Origin of the sequence: Burkholderia pyrrocinia, assembly GCF_001028665.1 — a bacterium.
Lineage (GTDB): Bacteria > Pseudomonadota > Gammaproteobacteria > Burkholderiales > Burkholderiaceae > Burkholderia > Burkholderia pyrrocinia.
Genome location: NZ_CP011503.1, coordinates 1,992,593 through 2,018,149, shown reverse-complemented (window position 1 = coordinate 2,018,149; position 25,557 = coordinate 1,992,593). Strand labels below are relative to the sequence as shown.

Below are 25,557 nucleotides of genomic sequence, written 5' to 3'. Positions count from 1 at the left end.
ATTGCGCGGGCCGGCCCGATCCGGCCCCGTCGTCGCACGGGCGGTTCTTTTCGTCAACGAGCTATGGTGTAATGCCGGCATGAAAACCGGTAATCAGTTCAACACCGTCGCGCTCGTCGGCCGGAGCAACACACCCGGCATCGCCGAGCCGCTCGCCACCCTGGCTGCCAGCCTCGCGAAACTGGGCTTCGAGGTCGTCTTCGAAGGCGATACTGCGCGCGAGTTCGGCATCACCGGTTACCCGGCGCTCACCCCGGCCGAAATCGGCGCGCGCGCGGATGTGGCGGTCGTACTGGGCGGCGACGGCACGATGCTCGGCATCGGCCGCCAGCTCGCGCCCTACCGGACGCCGCTGATCGGGATCAACCACGGGCGGCTCGGCTTCATCACGGACATCGCGGCGGCCGACATGCATGCACGCGTCCCCGTGATGCTGGCGGGCAAGTTCGAGCGCGAGGAGCGCTCGCTGCTCGAGGCCAGGATCATGCGCGACGGCGAACCGATCTACCACGCGCTCGCGTTCAACGACGTCGTCGTGAACCGCAGCGGCTTCTCCGGGATGGTCGAGCTGCGCGCGTCGGTCGACGGCCGGTACATGTACAACCAGCGTTCGGACGGCCTGATCGTCGCCACGCCGACGGGTTCGACCGCGTACGCGCTGTCGTCGGCCGGCCCGATCCTCCATCCGCAGCTCCAGGGCATCGTGCTCGTGCCGATCGCGCCGCACGCACTGTCGAACCGGCCGATCGTGCTGCCCGACGATTCGAAGATCGCGATCCAGATCGTCGGCGGGCGCGACGTCAACGTGAACTTCGACATGCAGTCGTTCACCGCGCTCGAACTGAACGACACGATCGAGGTGCGCCGCTCGAAGCACACGGTGCCGTTCCTGCACCCGGTCGGCTACAGCTATTTCTCGACGCTGCGCAAAAAGCTGCACTGGAACGAACACGCATCGAACGAAGACGACAAGGCGTTCTGACGCCCCTCCGCCCGACACCATGCTCCGCCACCTCTCGATCCGCGACTTCGTCATCGTGGCCGCGCTCGATCTCGAATTCGACAGCGGCTTTTCCGTCTTTTCCGGTGAAACCGGCGCCGGGAAATCGATCCTGATCGACGCCCTCGCCCTCGCGCTCGGCGAACGTGCCGACGCGAGCGTCGTGCGCACCGGCTGCGGCCGCGCCGACATCACGGCCGAATTCACGCCGCACGACCGCGTCGCGCGCTGGCTCGACGAACACGCCTTCGACGCGGAGGACACCGTGATGCTGCGCCGCGTGATCGACGCGAACGGCCGTTCGCGCGCGTTCATCAACGGCACCAGCGCGACGCTCGCGCAACTGCGCGAACTCGGCGAGATGCTCGTCGACATCCACGGCCAGCACGCGCACCAGTTGCTGATGCGGCCCGATGCGCAGCGCGAGCTGTTCGACACGCACGCGGGGCTCGTCGCCGATGCCGCGAACGTCGCGCGCGCGTGGCGCGTCTGGCGCGACGCGACGCAGGCGATCGACGCCGCGAAGGCGCACGAGCGCGAGCTGCAGCTCGAACGCGAAAAGCTCGCGTGGCAGCTCGCCGAGCTCGACAAGCTCGCGCCGCAAGCCGGCGAATGGGACGAAGTCAGCAACGAGCACAAGCGCCTGTCGCATTCGGCGAACCTGATCGAAGGCGTGCGCGGCGCGCTCAACGCGCTGTCCGAGTCCGACGACGCGATGCTCGCGCAGCTCGGCGCGATCGTGTCGAAGCTGCGCAGCCTCGCCGACTACGACACCGCGCTCGGCGACGCGCTCGCGTCGCTCGAACCGGCCGAGATCCAGCTGCAGGAAGCCGTCTATTCGCTGTCGCACTATGCGCAGCGCGTCGATCTCGATCCCGAACGGCTCGCGCAGGTCGAAACGCGCCTCGACGCGCTGCACTCGACCGCCCGCAAGTTCCGGCTGCCGCCCGACACGCTGCACGAAGAACACGCGGCCCGCCGCGCACAGCTCGCCGCGCTCGACGCGGCCGCCGATCTCGGCGCGCTCGAAGCGACGCAGGCCAAGGCGCGGGAAGCCTATCTCGCCGACGCAAAGCACCTGTCGAAGGCGCGCGCGCAGGCCGCCAAGGCGCTAGGCACGGCCGTCACGGCCGGCATGCAGGAACTGTCGATGGCGGGCGGGAGTTTCGAAGTCGCGCTCGTGCCGCTCGCCGACGGCGGCCCGCACGGGCTCGAGCAGGTCGAGTTCCGGGTCGCCGGGCATCCCGGCGTGCCGCTGCGGCCGCTCGGGAAAGTCGCGTCGGGCGGCGAGCTCGCGCGGATCAGCCTCGCGCTTGCCGTGATCGCGAGCGCGGCGAGCCCGACACCGACGCTGATCTTCGACGAAGTCGATACGGGGATCGGCGGCGGCGTCGCCGAAGTGGTCGGCCGCCTGCTGCACCAGCTCGGACGCGACCGCCAGGTGCTGTGCGTGACGCACCTGCCGCAGGTCGCCGCACGCGGCGACCACCACTTCCAGGTCGCGAAGGGCGCCGACGATCGCGGCGGCACGGTGTCGACGGTCGTCGCACTCGACCGGGCCAACCGGATCGAGGAAGTCGCACGGATGCTCGGCGGGCTCGAAATCACGGCGACGACGCGCAAGCACGCGAAGGAAATGCTGGCGGCCTGACGCGGCCGTCCGGCTGTCCCGTCCACGCCGAACGGGCTCGCACCGTTCGGCTTTCACGGCGGAGCGCCCGCGGACGAAGCGCCCGCAACCCGCCCCACCGTCGTTCAAACACCCGTTTCAACCTCCCCGAACACACGCGTCCACAGCGCAGTCACGGCCGCCCGCTCGTCGGCCACCACGGCCGGATCGACGCGCGCCTTCTCCATCCCGTCGAGCCGCAGCTTGTGCTGCAGCTTCCGGTACTTGCGGTAGGCCGCACCGACGCGTTCGGCCTCGTCCTCGCCCATCAGCCCGAAGCGCGCGACCTCGCGCAGCAGCGCGATGTTGCCCGTGTTGCGGATCAGCTCGGCGTCGCTCGATGCGTGCAGCAGCACCCAGTACTGGACGATGAACTCGATGTCGACCATCCCGCCGCGATCGTGCTTCAGGTCGAACAGCTCGGTCTGGTTCGGGTGGCCGGCAAACACCTTGCCGCGCATGTCGACGATCTCCTTCGCGAGCACGCCGCCATCGCGCGGCGTCGTCAACACCTGCTGGCGGATCGCCTCGAAGTCCGCGCCGATCTGCGCATCGCCCGCGCTGTAGCGGGCGCGCGTCAGCGCCTGGTGCTCCCACACCCATGCGGTATTCGCGGCGTCGCCCTCGCGCAGCTGGTAGCGGCGGAACGCGTCGAGATCGGTGACGAGCAGCCCGGCCTCGCCGTTCGGCCGCAGCCGCAGGTCGATGTCGAACAGCGCACCCGCGCCGGTCGCCGTCGTGAGCCACGTGATGAGCCGCCGCGTGAAGGTCGTGTAGACGTCCGCCGAACGCTCGTCGGGGTCGTCGTACAGGAAGATCAGGTCGAGATCCGACGCGTAGCCGAGCTCCTTGCCGCCGAGCTTGCCGTACGCGATCACCGCGAACTTCGGCACGTCGCGATGGCGCTTCGCGAGCTGCGACCAGACGACTTCGATCGTCACGTCGAGCACCGCGTCGGCCAGCTCGGACAGCCGGTCGCTCACATGCTCGACCGACAGTTGCCCGGCGAGATCGATCAGCAGGATCCGGAACACCTCCGCGTGCTGCGCGTGCCGCAGCAGGTCCATCTGCTGCTCGGGGCCGTCGGCCGCCGCGAGGCGCGCGCGCAGCGCGTCCTTGAACGCGGGCCAGTCGAACGGGCTCGCGATCGCCTCGTCGTCGAGCAGTTCGTCGAGCAGTTGCGGGTGGCGGATCAGGTAGCCGCCGCCCCAGCGCGTCGCACCGAGCACCGACAGCACGCGGTCGAGCGCGGCCGGATATTCGGTCAGCAGCGCGAGATAGACGCCGCGCCGGCTGACCGTCTCGAGCAGGTCGAACAGGCGCACGATCGTGTCGTCGCGGCGCGCGGAGTCGATCCGCGGCGCGGCCTCCAGCGCGCGCTGCGCGACGCGGTCGAAGCGGTGCCGGCTCTTTTCCGGCAGGCCCGTGTAGCGCGACGATTGCCACACCGCGCGCAGCCGCGCGAGCACCGCCGCCGGATCGGCGAAGCCGAGGCCGTCGAGGCGGGCCGCGAGCGCGTCGTCCTCTCCGTCGTCGGCGAGCGCGCCGCTCCAGATCCACGCGGCGGCCGTCTCTTCGCCCGCGCCGCAGGGCGCGCCGTTCACCTTGTCGGCGAAGATCTGGTCGAACTGCGCCTCGACGAAGTTCCGGTACTCGTCCAGCACCGTCATCAGCGCCGCATAGTCGGCAAAACCGAGCGACGCGGCCAGCGCCGCGCGTTCGTCGGGCTCGACCGGCATCGCGTGCGTCTGCGCGTCGTTGCGGTACTGCAGCCGGTGCTCGAGCGTGCGCAGGAAGTTGTAAGCGGCGGTCAGGCGGGCACGCACGTCCTCGCCGATCAGCCCGCGCGCCTGCGCATGGCGCAGCACCGCGAGCGTCGGCCGCACGCGGAACTCCGCATCCTGGCCGCCGCGGATCAACTGGAACACCTGCGCGCTGAACTCGATCTCGCGGATCCCGCCGCGCCCGAGCTTGATGTCGTCGGCCTTGTCGGGCCGCATCGACGCGCGGCGCGCGGCTTCCTGCCGGATCTGCTGGTGCAGCGAACGGATCGCGCCGATCACGCCGAAGTCGAGATAGCGGCGGTACACGAACGGCTTGACGATCGACTCGAGCTGCGACTCCAGCCGCCGCGCCGCGTCGCTGTCGCCTTCCGACACGAGCCGCCCCTTGATCCAGGCATAGCGCTCCCACTCGCGCCCCTGCACGTAGAAATATTCCTCGAGCATCCCGAGGCTGCACACGAGCGGCCCCGAATCGCCGTTCGGGCGCAGCCGCATGTCGACGCGAAACACGTAGCCGTCGGCCGTGACCTCGGACAGCACGCCGATCAGGCGCCGGCCGAGCCGCGTGAAGTATTCCTGCGTCGACAGCGGCGCGCGCGCGCCGCCGGTCGTCTCGCCGTCGTCCTCGTACACGAAGATCAGGTCGATGTCCGACGACACGTTCAGCTCGCGGCCGCCGAGCTTGCCCATCCCGACCACGCCGAGCACGACGCGCTGGCCGTCGGCGCCGCGCGGCTCGCCGTACAGCGCCTCGAGCTCGGCCGACAGCAGCGCAAGCGAGCGCTGCACGGCCACCTCGGCGAGATCGGTCATCGCGCCCGTCACCTCGGCCACGTCCGCCAGCCCGCGCAGGTCGCGCTCCGCGACTGCGCCGAACGCCTCGGCGCGCAGTTGCCGCAGCGCGCGCTTCAGTTGCTCCTCGGACGGCGCGGCCGCGCCGTCCGGCATCGCGAGCAGTTCGGTGAGGCGCGCATCGAGCTGCGCGCGGGCGAGCGGCGCGGCGGCCCACGCGGCGACCTGTTCGGCCAGCGCGGGCCGCGCGGCGGCCGCGCGCGCGATATAACGGGAATAGGACGTGCTGATCAGGGCGGAAGCGTCGGTCATCGAGAAGCGGGCCTGGCGGTAAGGCCGGCCGGTGCGGGCAAACGCGTGCGCGCCCCGCTGCCGGCCGGCCCCATGGACTCGGCGCGGCATCGCGGGACGCACGTGCGTCCGCCGCGAAACCGCGCGCCGGAAAGCCCGTGCCGCGCTGCCGCAACGGCCGCCGGCACGAACCCGTGTGATACATTTCAACGTCAATCTGCAAAACTACCATATCGTCGCCCTTCCGCCGCATGTCCGACCGTCAGGAATCCGCCGTAGCAGCGCCCGAAGCGGGACCTCCGAAGCACGATCATCCGGTCCTGCGTCGCGTATTCAAGGTGACGCTGGCAGTCGGGATCGGCACCTACTTCATTGCGGCCGGCACGTTCCTCGGGATGCGCTATGTGCTGCTGCCCCGCATCGACGAATTCCGCCCGCGCATCGAGCGCCTCGTGTCCGACAAGCTCCACGCGCAGCTTTCGATCGGCAAGCTTTCCCCGAACTGGTCCGGCATGCAGCCGGGCGTCGAACTCACGAACCTGACGATCCGCGGCCGTGACGGCAAGGTCGCGCTGTCGGTCCCGCACGCGACGGCCGCGCTGTCGTGGATGTCGCTGCTGCGGCTGTCGCCCGCGCTGTCGAGCCTGATCGTCGACGAGCCCGACCTCGTCGTCGCGCGCGCGCCCGACGGTTCGCTGAGCATCGCGGGCGTCGGCGTCGCGACGACCACCCACGGCGGCAACGACACGTTCGGCACGTGGCTGCTGAAGCAGGAAGCGATCGTGCTGCGTGGCGGCACGCTGCGCTGGCGCGACGCGCAGCACGACGCGCCGGAACTCGTGCTGTCGGGCATCCGGATCGCCGTGCTCAACAACGGCCGCGTGCACCGGGCCGCGCTGCAGGCGCCCGCGAACGGCACGCTGCTGCTTGGCCCGCTCGATTTCCGCGCGCGCTTCACGCACAAGGCGCTCGCGCCGGTCGGCAAGCCGTCGAACTGGACCGGCGACGCGTACCTGTCGACCGGCCCCGTCGATCTGCAGACGCTCGCCCGCTACCTCGACATACCGCTCACGATCCACGCGGGTCGAATCGACAACGCGATCTGGGCGACCTTCCGCGACGGCCGGCTGCGCTCCGCGGGCGGCGACCTGCAGGGCGCCGACGTCACGCTGCGCGTGCGGCCGACGCAGCCGCGGCTCGACGTGCCGGCGGTCGGGTTCGGCTGGGACATGGCGATGGACACGGGGCACGACTACACGCTGCACCTGTCGCGCTTCCACGCGGAACTCGGCCAGCCGCCGCTCGACGACGGCACGCCGCTCGCCCGCTCGCTCGCGCTGTCGACGCTGACGGCCCGCTACCGCGTGCCGACGGCCGGCCAGGGGCAACTGATCAGCGTCGTCGGCGACCGCGTCGATCTCGGCATCCTCAGCGAATTCATCCGCGGCTTGCCGCTGCCGGCACGCCTGCGCAACGAGCTGATCAAGCTCGACCCGCGCGGGATGGTGTCGAACTATCACATCGAGGTCGAGCGCGCGAAGCCCGCGCGCGCGGACCTCGCGGAAGAGGAGCGCCGTACCGGCGCCGCGCCGATCGTCCGCTATCGCTTCCTCGCCGACCTGCAGGGCATCAGCGTCGCCGCGCAGGAGCCGCCGCCCGGCCTGTCGCCGCGTGGCCACCCGCGCGCGGGCTGGCCCGGCATCGAGAACCTGTGGGGCCGCGTCGACGCGACCGAAACCGGCGGCACCGCGAAATTCGATACGGTCAACGCAGCCGTCACGGTGCCCGGCGAGTTCGACGAACCGCGCCTGACGTTCGACCGGCTGCGCGGCAACGCCAAATGGGCGATCACGCCGGCGCCCGGCGACAAGCATGCGCGCGTCGACGTGACGGTGCACGACCTGCTGGTCGTGAACCCCGATGCCGAAATCGCAGTGTCGGGCTCGTACACGAACCCCGGCCACGGCCGCGGCTCGCTCGACCTGCGCGCCGAGTTCGCACGCGCGTCGGTGGCGCGCATTCCGCGCTACCTGCCGACCGGGATGTCCGAGCACCTGCGCGACTATCTCGGCCACGCGCTGCAGGACGGCAAGGTGACCAAGGGCGCGTCGATCGTCGCCCGCGGTCCGCTCGAGAAATTCCCGTTCGAACACGAGCCGGACGCCGGCGTGTTCCACATCGTCGCGCCGTTCACCGGCGGCCGCTTCGAACCGACGCCGTATCCGCCGCGCAAGCTCGCGAACGGCACGCCGAGCGTCTGGCCGGCGCTCGACGGCATCGACGGCGTGTTCGAGCTCGCGCAGAACAAGCTGCGCTTCGACATCGACCGCGCACACTACAAGCGCGTCGCGCTGACCAAGGTCGCGGGCCGCATCGACGATCTCGGCAATCCGTCCCACTCGCCGCTCGTCATCGACGGCCATGCGCAGGGCCCGCTCGCCGACCTGATCGACTACGCGGACAACAGCTCGCTCGGCACGATGAGCGGGCATGTCGGCCAGCGGATCGATGCACAGGGGCCTGCGTCGCTCGCGCTCAAGATCACGATTCCGCAGCATGTTCCGCATCCGCACACGCACATCGAAGGCGCGCTTGCGTTCGGCGGCAACACGCTGTCGACCAGCGGCGTGCCGCCGTTGTCCGCGCTGCGCGGCAGTGTCCGGTTCACCGAGGCCGGCGCGTCGCTGCATGAGCTGTCGGGGCGCTTCCTCGGCGGCCCGGTGCGCGCGAACGGCAACTTCCAGTCGCACGGCCCGTACGCGGTGGACGTCGACGGCAAGCTCGCGCTCGACGCCGCGCGCGGCCTGAACCTGCACGGCGCGGCCGCGGCGCTGCTCGAACACGTGATCGGCGACGCGCCGTACAAGGTCGCCGTGCGCGGTGCGCCGGGCCGCCTGCCCGACATCACCGCGCGCTCCGACCTGACGGGCGTCGCGCTGAACTTCCCGGCGCCGTTCGCGAAGGCGGCCGGCACGCCGATGCCGTTCAGCTTCACGCTGCAGCCGGCCCCGCAGGCCGACGGCAAACGCCTCGAACACGCCGACCTGACGCTCGGCCCGGTGACGGCGACCTACCTGCTCGACGCGACGCGCGGCCAGCCGCTGCGCGCGGTGCGCGGCGCGATGGGCATCCACCGGATGCCCGACATGCCGCAGGAAGGCGTGAGCGCGGCCGTCGACGTCGACGAACTCGATGCCGACGCGTGGCTCGCGCTCGCCCGCACGCTGAAGCCCGACACGCCGCACGCGCCGGAGCAGCAGGCGCCGTCGCGCGTCGATCTCGCGAGTTTCGCGCCGAAGCGCTTCGCGCTCCACTTCGGCACGCTGAAGCTGCTCAAGCGCAACTGGGAAAACGTGATCGTCGGCGCGTCGCACGTCGACGAGCTGTGGCAGGCGAACATCGCGTCGAACCAGGTGTCGGGCTACCTGTCGTGGGCGCCGGGCGGCCACAACGGCGCGGGCGTACTGAACGCGCGGCTCGCGAAGCTCGTGATTCCGGACAGCGCGCAGCACGACCTCGTCGGCCGCGCGATGAACCTGCCGACGCCGACGGACCGCCCGATACCGTCGGTCGACCTGATCGTCGACCAGGTCGTCGCGCGCAACCACGACATCGGCCGCCTCGTCGTCAACGCGCGCAACATCGACGAGGACGGCACGCCCGTGTGGCAGCTCGACAAGCTGGAACTGTCGAACCCGGCCGCGAAGCTGACGGCGACCGGCAACTGGCGCACGTCGCGCCGCGCGCTCGCCCGCGGCGCCGACGAAAGCGACGCGCCGCGCCGCACCGTGTTCGACTTCAAGCTCGACATCGACAATGCGGGTGCGCTGCTCGACCGCGTCGGCCTGCCGCGCACGCTCGCGGACGGACACGGCACGGTAACGGGCAAGGTCGGCTGGCGCGGCGGCCCGACCGCGGTCGACTTCCCGTCGCTCGGCGGCCAGGTCGCAGTCGATCTCGAACACGGGCAGATCCTGAAAGTCGATCCGGGCGCGGCGAAACTCCTCGGCGTACTGAGCCTGCAAAGCCTCGCGCGCTTCCTGACGCTGAATTTCCGCGACGTGGTCGGCAAGGGGCTGCCGTTCGACAAGATCACGGGCACCGGCCGGATCTCGAACGGCATTGCGCGCACCGACGACTTCTCGATGACGACGGCGCCCGCGAACGTGACGGTGCGCGGCGCGGTCGACCTCGGCACCGAGACGCAGGACCTGCACGCACACGTCGCGCCGAAGATCGGTGCCGGCACGGCGGCGATCGCGGCCGCGATCATCAATCCGCTGCTCGGCGTCGGGGTGCTGGCCGCGAACTACGCGCTGTCGGAAACGCTGTCGCACGCGTTCGCGCTCGACTACGCGATCACGGGCTCGTGGGCGCACCCGCACATCGAGCGGGTGCGGGGCGATCAGGGTAAGATGAATCACGGTCCGGCCGATGCGACGAGCCACTGAGTGCCGCGCGCTGCCGGGCCGCACCCCATTTATGACGCAACCGATCCCGCGATGACCGACCACACCCGTTCCGCCACGCCCTACCGGGTCGCCGCGCTGCAGATGGTGAGCACGCCGGACGTCGCGCGCAATCTCGCCGAAGCCCGCCGCCTGATCGCGGAAGCGGCCGGCGAAGGCGCGCAGCTCGTGCTGCTGCCCGAGTATTTCTGCTTCATGGGCCACCGCGATACCGACAAGCTCGCGCTCGCCGAACCCTACCAGGACGGTCCGATCCAGCACTTCCTCGCGGACGCCGCGCGCCGCCACGGGATCTGGGTGATCGGCGGCACGCTGCCGCTGAAAGCGCCGGAGCCCGATCGCGTGCTGAACACGACGCTCGTGTTCGATCCGTCCGGCAACGAGGCCGCGCGCTACGACAAGATCCACCTGTTCAACTTCGAGAAAGGCGACGAGTCGTTCGACGAGGCGCGCACCATCCGCGCGGGCGATACGGTCGTCGCGTTCGACGCGCCGTTCGGGCGGGTCGGCCTGTCGGTCTGTTACGATCTGCGCTTTCCCGAGCTGTATCGCAGGCTGGGCGACTGCACGCTGATCGTCGTACCGTCGGCGTTTACGTATACGACGGGCCGCGCGCACTGGGAAACGCTGCTGCGCGCGCGGGCCGTCGAGAACCAGTGCTACGTGCTCGCGGCCGCGCAGGGCGGCAAGCACGAGAACGGCCGGCGCACCTGGGGCCACAGCATGCTGATCGACCCGTGGGGCGAGATCGTCGCGGTCCGCGACGTGGGCGCAAGCGTCGTGCTCGGCGCAATCGATCCGCAGCGCATCGCCGACGTGCGCCAGAGCCTGCCCGCGTGGCGGCACCGCGTGCTGACCTGAATCCGGTGCCCCGCTTGAAACGCCGCGCGGCCAACCCATCTGCCCAGAAGCACCCGACAACTTTTTGAGAAACCCCGATATCCGCATGAACATCATCGAACCCGGCATCCGCAACCTCGCGCTGGCGAAGGACATCCTGCTCACGCCGTACGGCCTCGACGAAAGCCTGCTCACGCGCACGATCGCCGACATCTTCACGCATCGCGTCGACTACGCGGACCTGTACTTCCAGGCCACCCGCAGCGAAGCGTGGAGCCTCGAGGAAGGCATCGTCAAGTCGGGCAGCTTCAGCATCGACCAGGGCGTCGGCGTGCGCGCGGTCGCGGGCGACCGCACCGCATTCGCATACTCGGACGACCTGTCGCCCGAAGCGATCGCGCAGGCGGCCGCGGCCACCAAGGCGATCGCGGCAGCCGGCGGCGGCCGCCAGAAGATCAAGGCGGCGACGTCGCTGAAGGGCATCTCGGGCCGCGACCTGTACCTGCCGTCCGATCCGCTCGCGTCGCTCGACGCGACGGCCAAGGTCAAGCTGCTCGAGCGCATCGAGCAGATGGCGCGCGGGCGCGACCCGCGCATCACGCAGGTGATGGCCGGCCTCGCAGGCGAATACGACGTCGTGCTGGTCGCGCGCAGCGACGGCGCGCTCGCGGCCGACATCCGCCCGCTCGTGCGCGTGTCGGTTACCGTCATCGCCGAACAGAACGGCCGCCGCGAAATCGGCTCCGGCGGCGGCGGCGGCCGCTTCGACTACGGCTACTTCACCGATGAAGTCCTGTCGCGCTACGTCGACGACGCCGTGCACGCGGCACTCGTCAACCTCGACGCACGCCCCGCGCCGGCCGGCGCGATGACGGTCGTGCTCGGGCCGGGCTGGCCGGGCGTGCTGCTGCACGAAGCGATCGGCCACGGCCTCGAAGGCGACTTCAACCGCAAGGGCTCGTCGGCATTCGCAGGCCGGATCGGCGAACAGGTCGCCGCGAAGGGCGTGACCGTCGTCGACGACGGCACGCTGCCGAACCGCCGCGGGTCGCTGAACATCGACGACGAAGGCAACCCGACGCAGTGCACGACGCTGATCGAGGACGGCATCCTGAAGGGCTACATCCAGGACACGCTGAACGCGCGCCTGATGAAGATGCCGGTCACGGGCAACGCGCGGCGCGAGTCGTACGCGGCGCTGCCGATGCCGCGCATGACGAACACGTACATGCTGAACGGCGACAAGGATCCGCAGGAAATCATCGCGTCGGTGAAGAACGGCCTGTACGCGGTGAACTTCGGCGGCGGCCAGGTCGACATCACGAACGGCAAGTTCGTGTTCTCGGCGTCCGAGGCGTACATGATCGAGAACGGCAAGATCACCTACCCGGTGAAGGGCGCGACGCTGATCGGCAGCGGCCCCGAATCGCTGAAGTACGTGAGCATGATCGGCAACGACATGTCGCTCGACACGGGTGTCGGCGTGTGCGGCAAGGAAGGCCAGAGCGTGCCGGTCGGCGTCGGCCAGCCGACCCTGCGGATCGACAGGATGACGGTCGGCGGTACGGCATAACCGCATCGCGGCGCAGACAATCCGCGCATTTTGAAGAAAACGCGCGGATTGTCCGCATTTTTGACGTTTCCCGGTTGCCAGCCGCACGGCGACCGGGTATAAATTCCGAATCAACTTTTTTGACGAACCGAATCCCCGTCATGTCCGCCAAGTTTTATTTTTACTTTTTTTGGTATCTCAGACCGCTGGCGGATCGAGAGGGTTGATGGCGCGTAAAGCGCAACCGAAATTCCCGAAAAAACCGCCGGCGAACCCGGCGGTTTTTTTTCGCCCTTCGCCACCCGGTCGCCGCCGCAGCGGTCCCGCGGCCCCGACCGAAACCACTGAATCGCTTGAATCGATGAATCTGCCGCACGCGCACTGACCGAACGGCGCCCTCAACCGCTTTGCATGGGGCCGGAGTAACCGCTAAAGCGCCAACTCCGGTCGACATAGGAGAAACAGCATGCCCCCGCACAATACCGACGACGTCCGCATTCGCGAACTCAAGGAACTGACGCCGCCCGCCCACCTGATCCGCGAATTCGCGTGCTCCGAAGCCGCGTCCGAGCTGATCTACAACTCGCGCCAGTCGATGCACCGCATCCTGCACGGGATGGACGACCGGCTGATCGTCGTGGTCGGGCCGTGCTCGATCCACGATACGAAGGCGGCGATCGAATACGCGGGCCGGCTCGTGAAGGAGCGCGAGCGCTTCAAGGGCGAACTGGAAATCGTGATGCGCGTGTACTTCGAGAAGCCGCGCACGACGGTCGGCTGGAAGGGGCTCATCAACGATCCGTACCTCGACAACAGCTTCAAGATCAACGAAGGGCTGCGCACCGCGCGCGAACTGCTGCTGCAGATCAACGAGATGGGGCTGCCGGCCGCGACCGAATACCTCGACATGATCAGCCCGCAGTACATCGCCGACCTGATCTCGTGGGGCGCGATCGGCGCGCGCACGACCGAGTCGCAGGTGCACCGCGAGCTCGCGTCGGGGCTGTCGTGCCCGGTCGGCTTCAAGAACGGCACCGACGGCAACGTGAAGATCGCGGTCGACGCGATCAAGGCCGCGTCGCAGCCGCACCATTTCCTGTCGGTGACGAAGGGCGGCCATTCGGCGATCGTGTCGACGGCCGGCAACGAGGATTGCCACGTGATCCTGCGCGGCGGCAAGACGCCGAACTACGACGCGGACAGCGTGAACGCCGCGTGCGCGGACATCGGCAAGGCCGGCCTCGCCGCGCGCCTGATGATCGACGCAAGCCACGCGAACAGCTCGAAGAAACACGAGAACCAGATCCCGGTGTGCGCGGACATCGGCCGCCAGATCGCGGCGGGCGACGAGCGGATCGTCGGCGTGATGATCGAGTCGCACCTTGTCGAAGGCCGTCAGGACCTGAAGGAAGGCTGCCCGCTGACCTACGGCCAGAGCATCACCGATGCGTGCATCGCGTGGGACGACAGCGTGAAAGTGCTCGAAGGGCTCGCGGAATCGGTCAAGGCGCGGCGCGTGGCGCGCGGCAGCGGGAACTGACGAGCACGAGCAGGCTGAATCGCCATGGCCCCCGCCTGCCGGCGGGCACGGCGTTCGGTTCTGCCAGACGAGCTAACCGGGAGTCGATCATGCCGACCGTCAACATGCACGACGCCAGGTCACGGCTCGCAAGCCTTGTCGAAGCGCTCGAATTGGGGCGCGAATCGGAAGTCGCGCCGGGCTTTTTCATTGGCCGCAGATCATCATTCAGCGCATCACTCGAGCGCGCCCGAGCCGAAGATTTCGGTATTGATGCGTTCCGGCGCGACGCCGAGCGCGACGAGCGCATCGCGCTGCGCCTTCATGAACGCGATCGGGCCGCAGATGTAGTAGTCGGCGTCCGGCACCAGCGCGAAGTCCTTCACGCGCTCCGGCGTGAGGCGCCCTTCGAGGTCATGGTCGACGCCGGCGCGATCGTTCGGGCCGACCAGTTCGTACACCACCGTGCGCCTGACGTTCGCGTGCTCGCGCACCGTATCGTTCAGCCAGTCGCGGAACGCGTGCACCGCGCCCGAACGGCATGCATGAATGAAGCGCACATCGCGCTTGCTGCCTTCCGACACCAGCGTCGATGCCATCGACACCATCGGCGTCAGGCCGACGCCGCCGGAGATCAGCACGACCGGCGTATCGACGCCGCGCTTCAGCGAGAATTCGCCCATCGGCGCGGTCACTTCGACGATCGCGCCCTCCTCCACGCCGTCATGCATCAACGTCGACACCTTGCCGGCCGGGATCGCTTCCGGCTGGCCGGCCTCGCGCTTCACCGAGATGCGCAGCCACTTGCCGTGCGATGCGTCGGACAGGCTGTACTGGCGCGGCTGGTCGACGCCGAGGTCGCCGACGAAGCGCTTCACCGTGACGTACTGGCCCGGCTCGAAGGTCGGCGCCACGCCGCCGTCGGCAGGGCTCAGGTAGAACGACGTGATCTCGTCGCTCTCGCGCACCTTGCGCGCCACCTTGAACGGACGGAAGCCGCTCCATGCGGCGCCCGCGTACAGGTCGGCCTCGGCACCGATCAGGATCTGCGCGAGCTGGCCGTACGCGACCCGCCACGCTTCGAGCGTGTCGGCATCGACCGCGTCGCCGAGCACTTCGACGATCGACGCGAGCAGGTTCTCGCCGACGATCGGGTAGTGCTCGGGGCGGATGTTCAGGCTCGCGTGCTTGTGCGCGATGTGCGACACCGCACCGCCGAGCGCGCCGAGGTTGTCGATGTTCGCCGCATACGCATAAACCGCCTTCGCGAGCGTTTCCGGCTGGCTGCCGGTCTTCTGGTGCGTCTGGTTGAACAGGTTTTTCAGTTCCGGATGGCGCGCGAACATGCGCTGGTAGAAATGCTTCGTGATCGTCGCGCCGTGCACGGCGAGGACAGGGGCAGTGGCCTTCACGCGAGCCATCTGGTCAGCGGTGATGTGGGTCATGTTCGTTCTCCGTTAAACATGCGCATACGATACATGTTTAAAAAACCGACTTCACCGGACAAATTGTCGCAGTGCGCAAAAGCGCTGCGGCGCGCTAGCGGACGCGCCCGCGCTCCCACAGCACGTCCGCCCCGCCGTCGGCGCGGTTCAGCACGCGCGCCAGTACGAACAGCAGGTCCGACAGCCGGTTCACGTAACGCCGCGGCGCATTGTTGAGCGTTTCGTTGCGGCCGAGCGCGACGATCGAGCGCTCAGCACGGCGGCACACGGTCCGGCACACGTGCGCGAGCGACGCCGCGCGCGAGCCGGCCGGCAGGATGAATTCCTTCAGCGGCGGCAGCGTCGCGTTGTAATCGGCGAGCCACTGGTCGAGGCGCGCGAGATGCGTGTCGTCGAGCACCGCATGGCCGGGGATGCACAGCTCGCCGCCGAGATCGAACAGGTCGTGCTGGATCGTGACGAGCGCCGTGCGCACGTCGTCCGGCAGCGTCTCGGCGAGCAGCACGCCGAGGTTCGAGTTCAGTTCGTCGACGTCGCCGATCGCCGCGATCCGCGCGTCGTCCTTGCCGATGCGCCGTCCGTCGCCGAGGCCGGTGGTACCGTCGTCGCCCGTGCGCGTCGCGATCTTGCTCAAGCGGTGTCCCATGCGAATGTCCTCTCGTGCGCGGCCGCGATGCAGCCCGGTTGGGTTGGAACACGATTATCGCAGCCCGCGGCGGCGGGCGCAGTGGGCGTTACAGCGTAGAATGAACCGAAAGTTCGACGAGCAGTCAGGAGACATTCGTGAATCACCCCGCCCCGCCAGCCGCCACGCGCCGCCCGCTGCCCCCCGCCATGCTCGATGCGCTGCGCGCCGCCTTCGGCGAGCGCGTGTCGACCGCCGACGCGGTCCGCGCCCATCATGGCCGCGACGAATCGCCGTTCGATCCGCAACTGCCCGATGCCGTCGTGTTCGCGCACAGCGCGGACGACGTGCGCGAAGTGGTGTCGCTGTGCTCGCTCTACAGCGTGCCGCTGATCCCGTACGGCGCCGGCTCGTCGCTCGAAGGCCACCTGCTCGCGGTGCGCGGCGGCATCTCGCTCGACCTGTCGGAAATGAACCGCGTGCTGTCGATCAACCCCGAGGACCTGACCGTGACGGTCGAACCGGGCATCACGCGCAAGGCGCTCAACGAAGCGCTGCGCGACACCGGGCTGTTCTTCCCGATCGACCCCGGCGCCGACGCCAGCCTCGGCGGAATGACCGCGACCCGCGCATCGGGTACCAACGCCGTGCGCTACGGCACGATGCGCGAGAACGTGCTCGGCCTGACCGCGGTGCTCGCCGACGGCCGTGTCGTGAAAACGGGCACGCGCGCCCGCAAGTCGTCGGCCGGCTACGACCTCACGCGCCTGTTCGTCGGCTCCGAAGGCACGCTCGGCGTGATCACCGAGATCACGCTGCGCCTGCACCCGCTGCCCGAAGCCGTATCGGCCGCGATCTGCACGTTCCCGACGATGGGCGACGCGGTGCGCACCGTGATCGAGACGATCCAGATCGGCGTGCCGATCGCGCGCGTCGAATTCGTCGATTCGCTCGCCGTGCGCTCGATCAACCGCCACTCGAACCTGACGCTCACCGAAGCGCCGACGCTTTTCTTCGAATTCCACGGCACCGAGGCCGGCGTGAAGGAACAGGCCGAACTCGTGCAGGCGCTCGCCGGCCAGAACAACGGCCAGGGCTTCGAATGGGCGACGCGCCCCGAAGACCGCAGCCGGCTCTGGGCCGCGCGCCACAACGCGTACTTCGCGATGCTGCAATTGAAGCCGGGCTGCCGCGCGGTGACGACCGACGTCTGCGTGCCGATCTCGCAACTCGCCGCGTGTGTCGAGGAAACCGAAGTCGACCTGCGCGCGTCGTCGCTGCCCTGCCCGATCGTCGGCCACGTCGGCGACGGCAATTTCCACGTCGCGATCCTGATCGATCCCGACAAGCCCGAGGAACTCGCTGAAGCCGAGCACATCAACGACCGGATCGTCGAGCGCGCGCTGCGCCTCGGCGGCACTTGCACGGGCGAGCACGGCGTCGGGCTGCACAAGATGCGCTTCCTGCCGAAGGAGCACGGCGACAACGCGATCGACACGATGCGCGCGATCAAGCTCGCGCTCGATCCGCGCAACCTGATGAATCCCGGCAAGATTTTCACGTGCTGAGACGGCGGCGCGACGTCGCGCCTCCTGCAGGAGACCCCATGAACGCTCCCGTCGAACTGTCGAGCGCAGCACGCGCGCAGCGCCAGCGCGAAGTCGTGCAGGCCCTGATGGCCGTGCTGCCGACGCACTGCCTGCTGTACCGCGACGAAGACACGGCGCCGTACGAATGCGACGGCCTGTCCGCCTACCGCCGCCTGCCGCTCGCGGTCGCGCTGCCCGAAACGGAATCGCAGGTGCAGCGGATCGTGCAGATCTGCCGCCGCATGGAAGTGCCGATCGTGCCGCGCGGCGCGGGCACGAGCCTGTCAGGGGGCGCGCTACCGATCGCACTCGGCGTCGTGCTGTCGCTCGCGCGCTTCACGCGCATCGTCGAAGTCGACCCGTACGCGCGCACGGCAACCGTGCAGCCCGGCGTGCGCAACCTCGCGATCTCGGAAGCCGCCGCGCCGTACGGCCTGTATTACGCGCCCGATCCGTCGTCGCAGATCGCCTGCACGATCGGCGGCAACGTCGCGGAAAACTCCGGCGGGGTCCACTGCCTGAAATACGGGCTGACCGTGCACAACGTGATGCGCGTGCGCGCGGTGACGATCGACGGCGAGATCGTCGAGTTCGGCTCGCTCGCGCTCGACATGCCGGGCCTCGACCTGCTCGCCGTGATGATCGGCAGTGAGGGGATGTTCGCGATCGTCACCGAAGTCACGGTGCGGCTGATCCCGAAGCCGCAGACCGCGCAACTCGTGATGGCGAGCTTCGACGACGTCGTCAAGGGCGGCGAGGCCGTCGCGGCGATCATCGCGTCGGGCATCATCCCGGCCGGGCTCGAGATGATGGACAAGCCGGCCACGCAGGCCGTCGAGGCGTTCACGCATGCGGGCTACGACCTCGACGCGAAGGCGATCCTGCTGTGCGAATCGGACGGCACGCCGGAAGAAGTCGCCGAAGAGATCGTGCGGATGACGGCCGTGCTGCGCGAGCACGGCGCAACCCGCATCCAGGTGTCGCGCAACGAACAGGAGCGGCTGCGCTACTGGTCGGGCCGCAAGAACGCGTTCCCGGCCGCCGGCCGCATTTCCGCCGACTATTACTGCATGGACGGCACGGTGCCGCGCCGCGCGATCGGCCCGCTGCTCGCGCGCATCGAACAGCTCGAAACGCGCTACGGGCTGCGCTGCATCAACGTGTTCCATGCGGGCGACGGCAACATGCATCCGCTGATCCTGTACAACGCGAACGATCCGGACGAGCTGCACCGCGCCGAGGAGTTCGGCGCGGAAATCCTCGAATGCTGCGTGGAATTCGGCGGCAGCGTGACGGGCGAGCACGGCGTCGGCATCGAAAAGCTCAATTCGATGTGCGTACAGTTCTCGCCGCAGGAGCGCGACGCGTTCTTCGCGGTCAAGCGCGCGTTCGACCCGGCCGGGCTGCTGAATCCCGACAAGGGCATCCCGACCCGCGCGCGCTGCGCCGAGTACGGTCGCCAGCACGTGCGCGGCGGGCTGTTGCCGCACCCCGACCTGCCGCGTTTCTGAGCGTCGCGCGGGGCGCGGCGCGTGCCGGCGGCCGGTCCGCACCGTGCTGCCGTGCCCGCTCGGCCCGTCCGAGCGGCGGTGCGGGCATGCGGTCCGCAATACCTGGCTTAGGGATAGTCGCGATGTGGAATCGCGCCACCCCGGTACAATCGACCGAACAACAAGTCGAGGCAGCAACAGAACATGGAAGAGGACGACATCGTCGCCGGATGGGGCGAGCGCATCCGCGCGGCCAGTGCCGACGGCCGGCCGCTGCGGATTCGCGGCGGCGGCACCAAGGACTGGTACGGCCAGGCGCTCGAGGGCGAAATACTCGACACGCGCGCGTTTCAGGGCATCGTGTCGTACGACCCGGCCGAACTCGTCGTCACGGTCCGCGCGGGCACGCCGCTCGCGCAGCTTGAAACCGTCCTCGCCGAGTGCGGCCAGATGCTGCCGTTCGAGCCGCCGCACTTCGGCCGCGCGGCCACCGTCGGCGGCTGCGTCGCGGCGGGCCTGGCCGGCCCGCGCCGCGCCACCTGCGGTGCACCGCGCGATTTCGTGCTCGGCGTCACGCTGATGAACGGCCGCGGCGAAATGCTGCGCTTCGGCGGGCAGGTCGTGAAGAACGTCGCCGGCTACGACGTGTCGCGGCTGATGGCCGGTGCGCTCGGCACGCTCGGGCTGATGCTCGACCTGTCGATCAAGGTGCTGCCGATGCCCGTCGCCGAAGTCACGCTGAAGTTCGAGATGACCGCGACCGACGCGGTGCGCAAGCTCAACGAATGGGGCGGCCATCCGCTGCCCGTCAGCGCGAGCGCGTGGCGCAACGGCACGCTCGTGCTGCGCCTGTCGGGCGCCGAAGCGGCCGTGAAATCCGCGAAGACGCTGCTCGGCGGCGAAGTCGTCGACGCGGTCGAAGCCGAACGCTTCTGGGCCGGCCTGCGCGAGCATACCGACCCGTTCTTCAACGGCATCCCGCCCGGTTATGCGCTGTGGCGCCTCGCGCTGCCGTCGATCACCGAGCCGATGCACCTGCCCGGCACCCAGTTGATGGAATGGGGCGGCGCGCAGCGCTGGTGGATCACCGACGCCGATGCGCAGACCGTGCGCATGAGCGCGAAGCAGGCCGGCGGCCACGCGACGCTGTTCCGCGCGGGCGACGCGTACGACCGCAGCGCGGGCGTGTTCACGCCGCTGCCCGCCCCGATGATGAAAATCCACCGCGGGCTGAAGGCCGCGTTCGATCCCGCGCGCATCTTCAACCGCGGCCGGCTCTACCCCGATCTCTGACGATGCAAACGAACCTCGCCGATTTCATCCGCAACACGCCCGACGGCGACGAGGCCGACGCGATCCTGCGCAATTGCGTGCATTGCGGGTTCTGCACGGCAACCTGCCCGACCTATCAACTGCTCGGCGACGAACTCGACGGCCCCCGCGGGCGCATCTACCTGATCAAGCAGATGGTCGAAGGCGCGACCGTCACGCGCAGCACGCAGCAGCACCTCGACCGCTGCCTGACGTGCCGCAGTTGCGAGACGACCTGCCCGTCCGGCGTCCAGTACGGCCGGCTCGTCGAGATCGGCCGCAAGCACGTCGAGGCGCAGGTGCGGCGCCCCGTGCAGCAGCGTCTCGTGCGCCGCGTGCTCGCGACCCTCGTGCCGAACGCCGCGCTGTTCTCGCCGGTGATGCGGCTCGGCCAGCACGTGCGGCCGCTGCTGCCGAAGCGGCTGCGCGACAAGGTGCCGCCGCGCACGCGGCTGCTCGAATGGCCGGACCGCACGCATACGCGCAAGATGCTGATGCTCGGCGGCTGCGTGCAGCCGTCGATGCTGCCGAACATCAACATCGCAACCGCACGCGTGCTCGACGCGCTCGGCATCGAGACGGTCGTCGCGCCCGACGCGGGCTGTTGCGGAGCGATCCGCCTGCACCTGAACTATCACGACGAAGCGCTCGACGACGCGCGCCGCAACATCGACGCGTGGTGGCCCCATGTCGAGCAAGGCGCCGAGGCGATCGTGATGAACGCGTCGGGCTGCGGCGTGACGGTGCTCGAATACGCGCACCTGCTGCGCGACGACCCGGCCTACGCGGAGAAGGCGCAGCGCATCGTCGCGCTGACGCGTGACATTTCCGACGTGCTGCTCCCGTTCGAAGCCGAACTCGCGACGCTCGCGCGGCGCCGCGCGATCCATACCGTCGCGTACCACCCGCCGTGCACGCTGCAGCACGGCCAGCAGTCGCGCGGCAAGGTCGAACGCCTGCTCGAGACGCTCGGCATCGACGTGCGGCTGCCGGCCGACAGCCATCTGTGCTGCGGCTCGGCCGGCACCTATTCGCTGACGCAGCCGTCGCTGTCGTACCGCTTGCGCAAGCAGAAGCTGCTGAAGCTGCAGGCGCTCGAACCGCAGATGATCGTGTCCGGCAACATCGGCTGCATCGCGCACCTGCAGAGCGGCACGCAGATTCCGGTCACGCACTGGATCCAGTTGGTCGAGCACCTGCTGTACGGCTGAGGCGAGCCGCGCGCGCGGCGTCCGTATAATGGGCGGATCGAAGCGTCGCGTGCCGCGGCGCTTCGGCTTCATGCCTGCTTCCGTGCCTGTCTTCGTGCCCGTCATGTCCGATCTCGCCGCCCGTCTCGAATCCGTTCATCGCCGCATCGCCGACGCCGCCCGCGCGGCCGGCCGCGATCCCGCCACCGTGTCGCTGCTTGCCGTCTCGAAGACGTTTCCCGCCGACAACGTGCGCGCCGCGCATGCGGCCGGGCAACGTGCATTCGGCGAAAACTACGTGCAGGAATCGATCGACAAGATCGACGCGCTCGCCGATCTGCGCGCGTCGCTCGAATGGCATTTCATCGGGCCGCTGCAATCGAACAAGACGCGCCCGGTCGCCGAGCGTTTCGACTGGGTCCATTCGGTCGACCGGCTGAAGATCGCACAGCGCCTGTCGGAACAACGCCCCGCGCACCTGCCGCCGCTCAACGTGTGCGTGCAGGTGAACATCAGCGGCGAGGCGTCGAAGAGCGGCGTCGCGCCGGCCGACGTGGCCGACGTCGCGCGCGCGGTCGCCGCGCTGCCGTCGCTGCGGCTGCGCGGCCTGATGGCGATTCCCGAACCGGCCGGCGACACCGAAGCGCAACGCGCACCGCATCGCGCACTGCGCGCGCTGTTCGACGCATTGCGCGACGGCGGCCTGCCGCTCGACACGTTGTCGATGGGCATGTCCGCCGATCTCGACGCGGCCGTGCTCGAAGGCGCGACGATCGTGCGCGTCGGCACCGCGATCTTCGGCGCGCGCGATTACGCGCACTGAACACCGCGCCCTTTCCGCTTTCAGTTCACTCACTCGCTCAATCCGACATCATGAAAATCGCATTCATCGGCGGCGGCAACATGGCCGCGGCCCTGATCGGCGGCCTGATCAAGCGCGGCGTCGCCGCTGACGGCCTGTATGCCATCGACATCAACGAGGACGTCCGCGCGCGCGCCGCGCAGCAATTCGGCGTGCGCACCGGCGCGGCCGTCGACGCGACGCTCGCCGATTACGACGCGGTCGTGCTCGCGGTGAAGCCGCAGGTGCTGAAAGACGTCGCGCAGGCGCTCGCGCCGCACCTGAAGTCGCAGCTCGTGATCAGCATCGCGGCCGGCATCCGCGGCACGGACCTCGCGCGCTGGCTCGGCAACTACGCCCGCGTCGTGCGCACGATGCCGAACACGCCCGCGCTCGTCGGCATGGGCGTGACGGGCCTCGCCGCGCTGCCGGGCGTCGACGCGGCGGGCCGCGAACTCGCTTCGAACGTGCTCGGCGCGGTCGGCGAGATCGTGTGGTTCGACGACGAATCGCAACTCGATGCCGTCACGGCCATTTCGGGCAGCGGCCCCGCGTACGTGTTCTATTTCATCGAAGCGCTGCAGGAAGCCGCGCGCCGCCTCGGCATGAACGACGAACAGGGCCGCGCGCTCGCGGTCGCAACGTTCGCGGGCGCCGCGCAACTCGCCGCGCAATCGGGCGAACCGGCGAGCGTGCTGCGCGAGCGCGTGACGTCGAAGGGCGGCACGACGGCCGCCGCGCTCGCGTCGTTCGACGTGCAGGGCGTGAAGGAAGCGATCGTGCGCGGCGCGCTCGCGGCCGAGGCGCGCGCGAAGGAAATGGGCGACGAGCTCGGCCGCGCGTAAGCGCGGCCGTGGTGCCGGCTGCCCTGGCACCGGACGTAAAAAAGCGGCCATCGGGCCGCTTTTTTTATTCGCAATGCGCGCCGGCGCGCGGCTTCGTTCAGTTGCCGGCCAGCAGGTAATGCACGGCGATCCCCGCGAACAGCACGCCGCCGAGCCAGTTGTTGTGCCGGAACGCCGCGAAGCACGGCATCCGTTCGCGGTCCTTGATCAGCGTGTAGTGATACAGCGCGCAGCCGACCGCCGCCGCCCAGCCGGCCCAGTACGCGAGGCCGAAGCCGAGCGTCACGCCGATCCACACGTAGATGCCGAGCGTCGCCGCATAACACGCCATCACGGCCGCGACGTCGAAGCGGCCGAACGTCAGCGCGGACGTGCGGATGCCGATCTTGATGTCGTCGTCGCGATCGACCATTGCGTATTCGGTGTCGTACGCGACCGACCAGAAAATGTTCGCGACCAGCATCACCCACGCGATCGTCGGCACCGTGTCCTGCACGGCCGCGAACGCCATCGGAATGCCGAAGCCGAACGCGATGCCGAGATACGCCTGCGGAATCGCGAAGAAGCGCTTCATGAACGGGTACGAGCCCGCGACGAACAGCGCGACGACGGACAGCTCCTTCGTCAGCGTGTTCAGCGGCAGGATCAGCAGGAACGCGATGAACGACAGCCCGACCGCGATCGCGACGGCTTCCCATGCGTGGATCTTGCCCGACGTCAGCGGCCGGTCGGCCGTGCGCTTCACGTGGCGGTCGAAATCGCGGTCTGCGTAGTCGTTCATCGCGCAGCCGGCCGAGCGCATCAGCAGCGTGCCGAGCGTGAAGATCACGAGCAGCGGCCAGCGCGGATGGCCGTCCGACGCGATCCACAGCGCATTGAGCGTCGGCCAGAGCAGCAGCAGGCTGCCGATCGGCTTGTCCATCCGGACGAGCCGCAGATACAGGGGAAAGCGGGCAAGCATGGCGAAGCACCGGGAAGATAACCCCGGCATTTTAGAGCCGAGCGGCGCTTCGCGTCATGTCGGGGCGGGCCGCGGCTGGCCGCCGCAGGACGCGCACGGGGCGCCGGGGCCCGCTGCACACGGCCGCGCCGCAAAACGCATCAATCAAGGGACAGATTCAACCCAAGCGCGAATCGAGCCGTTCGGCACACCGGCCGCGGTTTGGCCCGATACGGGCGGATCGACCAGGGCCCGTGCCCGCGTTGGGCGGGCTCTACACACCGACATCGCAGGACGGCCGCTGAGCCGAGTGCGTGTGCTCGTGCAGCGCCCCCGGAATGAACGTCTGTTCGAGCCCGCCATCGCCGAGCCACGCTCGGGTCCGTTCGGCCGCGAGGTCGATCAAGTCCTTGCACCGGGTGTAGTCGTACGGCGAGACGTCGAGCGGACATAGCGGCGGCACCACGCAAATCGTGGCGCGACTTTGGTAGAACTCCAGATCGCGCACGAGCTGGCGCGCGATCACGAGCGTCAGCGCATGCATCGCCTGCGCGATGGCGCTTCCCGGTGGCTTGCGCAGCGCGCACGCGAAGCCGGCCGGCAGCACGACGATGCGCGTCGCGCCCCGCGCGACGGCAATCGAGATCGGCGTATTGTTCGCGACGCCGCCATCGACCATCAGCCGATCGTCGATCCGCACCGGCGGGAACACGCCCGGGATCGCCGCACTGGCGAGCACGGCGTCGACGACGGGGCCCGACGAAAGCACGATTTCGTTGCCGCTGAGCATGTCGGTCGCGACGACGTGCAGCGGCAGCGACGCGCGCTCCACGTACCGATACCGCAGATGCCTTTCCAGCAGCATGCGCAGCGCGGTCGCCTCGACGAGGTGTGCGCGGTTCTGCAGAACCGTCCTCAACAGGCCAAGCATCGAAAACGGCATGATGTCGCGCCGGCGGATGTTGCACCACAGCGCTTCGAGCTTCGCGACGCCGTCGCCGTCGGGCTGCCCGGCGAAATACGCGGCGTTGATCGCGCCGGCGGACGCGCCGACCACGAAGTCGGGCCGCTCACCGTGATTGAGCAGTTCGCGCAGCATGCCCACCTCGATCGCACCGAGGCTGCCCCCGCCTGCAAAGACGAACGCGGTCCGTTCCGGACGCGCGCTTCGATCGAGGGCCATGGTTGTCTCCCGTACCGGGCCGGCAGAGAAGGATGAACGCCGAAGTCTGCGATACAGATTCGCACAAATCGGCAGGCCGCTCAACGTAGACCATGCCGGCCTCCGGTCAACGGCGCGCGAAGCCGCCGAGACATGACGCTCGTACCGACGAGCAGCCGGATGACGCAATTCCGCTCCCCGAA

17 protein-coding genes are annotated in these 25,557 nt (G+C 69.2%); 12 read left to right on the top strand and 5 right to left on the bottom strand.

Annotated features, from left to right (window positions below; genetic code table 11):
- The first annotated feature begins 79 nt into the window (after window positions 1-79).
- The gene (locus ABD05_RS09290) at window positions 80-982 is read left to right on the top strand and encodes an NAD kinase (protein WP_047899863.1); all 903 of its coding nucleotides are present in this window, start codon (window positions 80-82) and stop codon (window positions 980-982) included.
- 19 nt (window positions 983-1,001) lie between these two features.
- Window positions 1,002-2,651 carry a DNA repair protein RecN gene (gene recN / locus ABD05_RS09285; RefSeq protein ID WP_047899862.1) on the top strand — a complete coding sequence of 550 codons (1,650 nt, stop codon included), beginning with the start codon at window positions 1,002-1,004 and terminating at the stop codon, window positions 2,649-2,651.
- Window positions 2,652-2,755: 104 nt separating this feature from the next.
- Here the strand turns inward: recN and glnE are convergent, their stop codons facing one another.
- Window positions 2,756-5,557 carry a bifunctional [glutamate--ammonia ligase]-adenylyl-L-tyrosine phosphorylase/[glutamate--ammonia-ligase] adenylyltransferase gene (glnE, locus tag ABD05_RS09280; protein WP_047899861.1) on the bottom strand — a complete coding sequence of 934 codons (2,802 nt, stop codon included), beginning with the start codon at window positions 5,555-5,557 and terminating at the stop codon, window positions 2,756-2,758.
- Between the two features lie 230 nt (window positions 5,558-5,787).
- Here glnE and ABD05_RS09275 point away from each other — a divergent pair, with 230 nt between their 5' ends.
- The 4 genes from ABD05_RS09275 to aroG all read left to right on the top strand — a co-directional run bounded on the left by ABD05_RS09275 (window position 5,788) and on the right by aroG (window position 13,937).
- Window positions 5,788-9,987, top strand: coding sequence for a YhdP family protein (locus tag ABD05_RS09275; RefSeq protein ID WP_047899860.1), 4,200 nt, complete (start codon window positions 5,788-5,790; stop codon window positions 9,985-9,987).
- A gap of 51 nt (window positions 9,988-10,038) precedes the next feature.
- The gene (locus ABD05_RS09270; protein WP_047901139.1) at window positions 10,039-10,866 is read left to right on the top strand and encodes a carbon-nitrogen hydrolase family protein; all 828 of its coding nucleotides are present in this window, start codon (window positions 10,039-10,041) and stop codon (window positions 10,864-10,866) included.
- Between the two features lie 85 nt (window positions 10,867-10,951).
- On the top strand, window positions 10,952-12,418 hold the full coding sequence (tldD, locus tag ABD05_RS09265) for a metalloprotease TldD (RefSeq protein WP_047899859.1): 1,467 nt from the start codon (window positions 10,952-10,954) through the stop codon (window positions 12,416-12,418).
- Window positions 12,419-12,863: 445 nt separating this feature from the next.
- Window positions 12,864-13,937, top strand: a complete 1,074-nt coding sequence (aroG, locus tag ABD05_RS09260; protein ID WP_047899858.1) for a 3-deoxy-7-phosphoheptulonate synthase AroG — start codon at window positions 12,864-12,866, stop codon at window positions 13,935-13,937.
- Between the two features lie 215 nt (window positions 13,938-14,152).
- Here aroG and hmpA read toward each other — a convergent pair whose 3' ends face one another.
- Together hmpA and ABD05_RS09250 are read right to left on the bottom strand one after the other, a co-directional pair.
- Window positions 14,153-15,361, bottom strand: a complete 1,209-nt coding sequence (gene hmpA / locus ABD05_RS09255) for an NO-inducible flavohemoprotein (RefSeq protein WP_047899857.1) — start codon at window positions 15,359-15,361, stop codon at window positions 14,153-14,155.
- Between the two features lie 94 nt (window positions 15,362-15,455).
- Complete coding sequence (locus tag ABD05_RS09250) at window positions 15,456-16,007, bottom strand: cob(I)yrinic acid a,c-diamide adenosyltransferase (RefSeq protein WP_047899856.1); 552 nt, start codon at window positions 16,005-16,007, stop codon at window positions 15,456-15,458.
- A 137-nt stretch (window positions 16,008-16,144) separates the two neighbouring features.
- On the opposite strand from ABD05_RS09250, the gene ABD05_RS09245 reads away from it, so the two are divergent.
- The 6 genes from ABD05_RS09245 (at window position 16,145) to proC (ending at window position 23,252) form a co-directional block, all read left to right on the top strand.
- Complete coding sequence (locus ABD05_RS09245; RefSeq protein ID WP_047899855.1) at window positions 16,145-17,554, top strand: FAD-binding oxidoreductase; 1,410 nt, start codon at window positions 16,145-16,147, stop codon at window positions 17,552-17,554.
- Between the two features lie 38 nt (window positions 17,555-17,592).
- A complete protein-coding gene (locus ABD05_RS09240; RefSeq protein WP_047899854.1) occupies window positions 17,593-19,086 on the top strand; it encodes an FAD-linked oxidase C-terminal domain-containing protein in 1,494 nt (497 codons plus the stop codon).
- A 183-nt stretch (window positions 19,087-19,269) separates the two neighbouring features.
- Window positions 19,270-20,358 carry a glycolate oxidase subunit GlcE gene (gene glcE / locus ABD05_RS09235; RefSeq protein ID WP_047899853.1) on the top strand — a complete coding sequence of 363 codons (1,089 nt, stop codon included), beginning with the start codon at window positions 19,270-19,272 and terminating at the stop codon, window positions 20,356-20,358.
- Window positions 20,359-20,360: 2 nt separating this feature from the next.
- A complete protein-coding gene (gene glcF, locus ABD05_RS09230; RefSeq protein WP_047899852.1) occupies window positions 20,361-21,587 on the top strand; it encodes a glycolate oxidase subunit GlcF in 1,227 nt (408 codons plus the stop codon).
- Between the two features lie 103 nt (window positions 21,588-21,690).
- Complete coding sequence (locus ABD05_RS09225; protein ID WP_047901138.1) at window positions 21,691-22,389, top strand: YggS family pyridoxal phosphate-dependent enzyme; 699 nt, start codon at window positions 21,691-21,693, stop codon at window positions 22,387-22,389.
- Window positions 22,390-22,439: 50 nt separating this feature from the next.
- Window positions 22,440-23,252: a pyrroline-5-carboxylate reductase gene (proC, locus tag ABD05_RS09220; protein ID WP_047899851.1), complete on the top strand. Its 813-nt coding sequence runs from the start codon at window positions 22,440-22,442 to the stop codon at window positions 23,250-23,252.
- A gap of 97 nt (window positions 23,253-23,349) precedes the next feature.
- On the opposite strand, the gene ubiA is transcribed toward proC, so the two are convergent.
- Window positions 23,350-24,213 (bottom strand): 4-hydroxybenzoate octaprenyltransferase, encoded by an 864-nt coding sequence (ubiA, locus tag ABD05_RS09215; RefSeq protein WP_047899850.1) that lies wholly within the window; start codon window positions 24,211-24,213, stop codon window positions 23,350-23,352.
- Between the two features lie 253 nt (window positions 24,214-24,466).
- The gene (locus ABD05_RS09210; protein ID WP_047899849.1) at window positions 24,467-25,375 is read right to left on the bottom strand and encodes a patatin-like phospholipase family protein; all 909 of its coding nucleotides are present in this window, start codon (window positions 25,373-25,375) and stop codon (window positions 24,467-24,469) included.
- Between the last annotated feature and the right edge of the window lie 182 nt (window positions 25,376-25,557).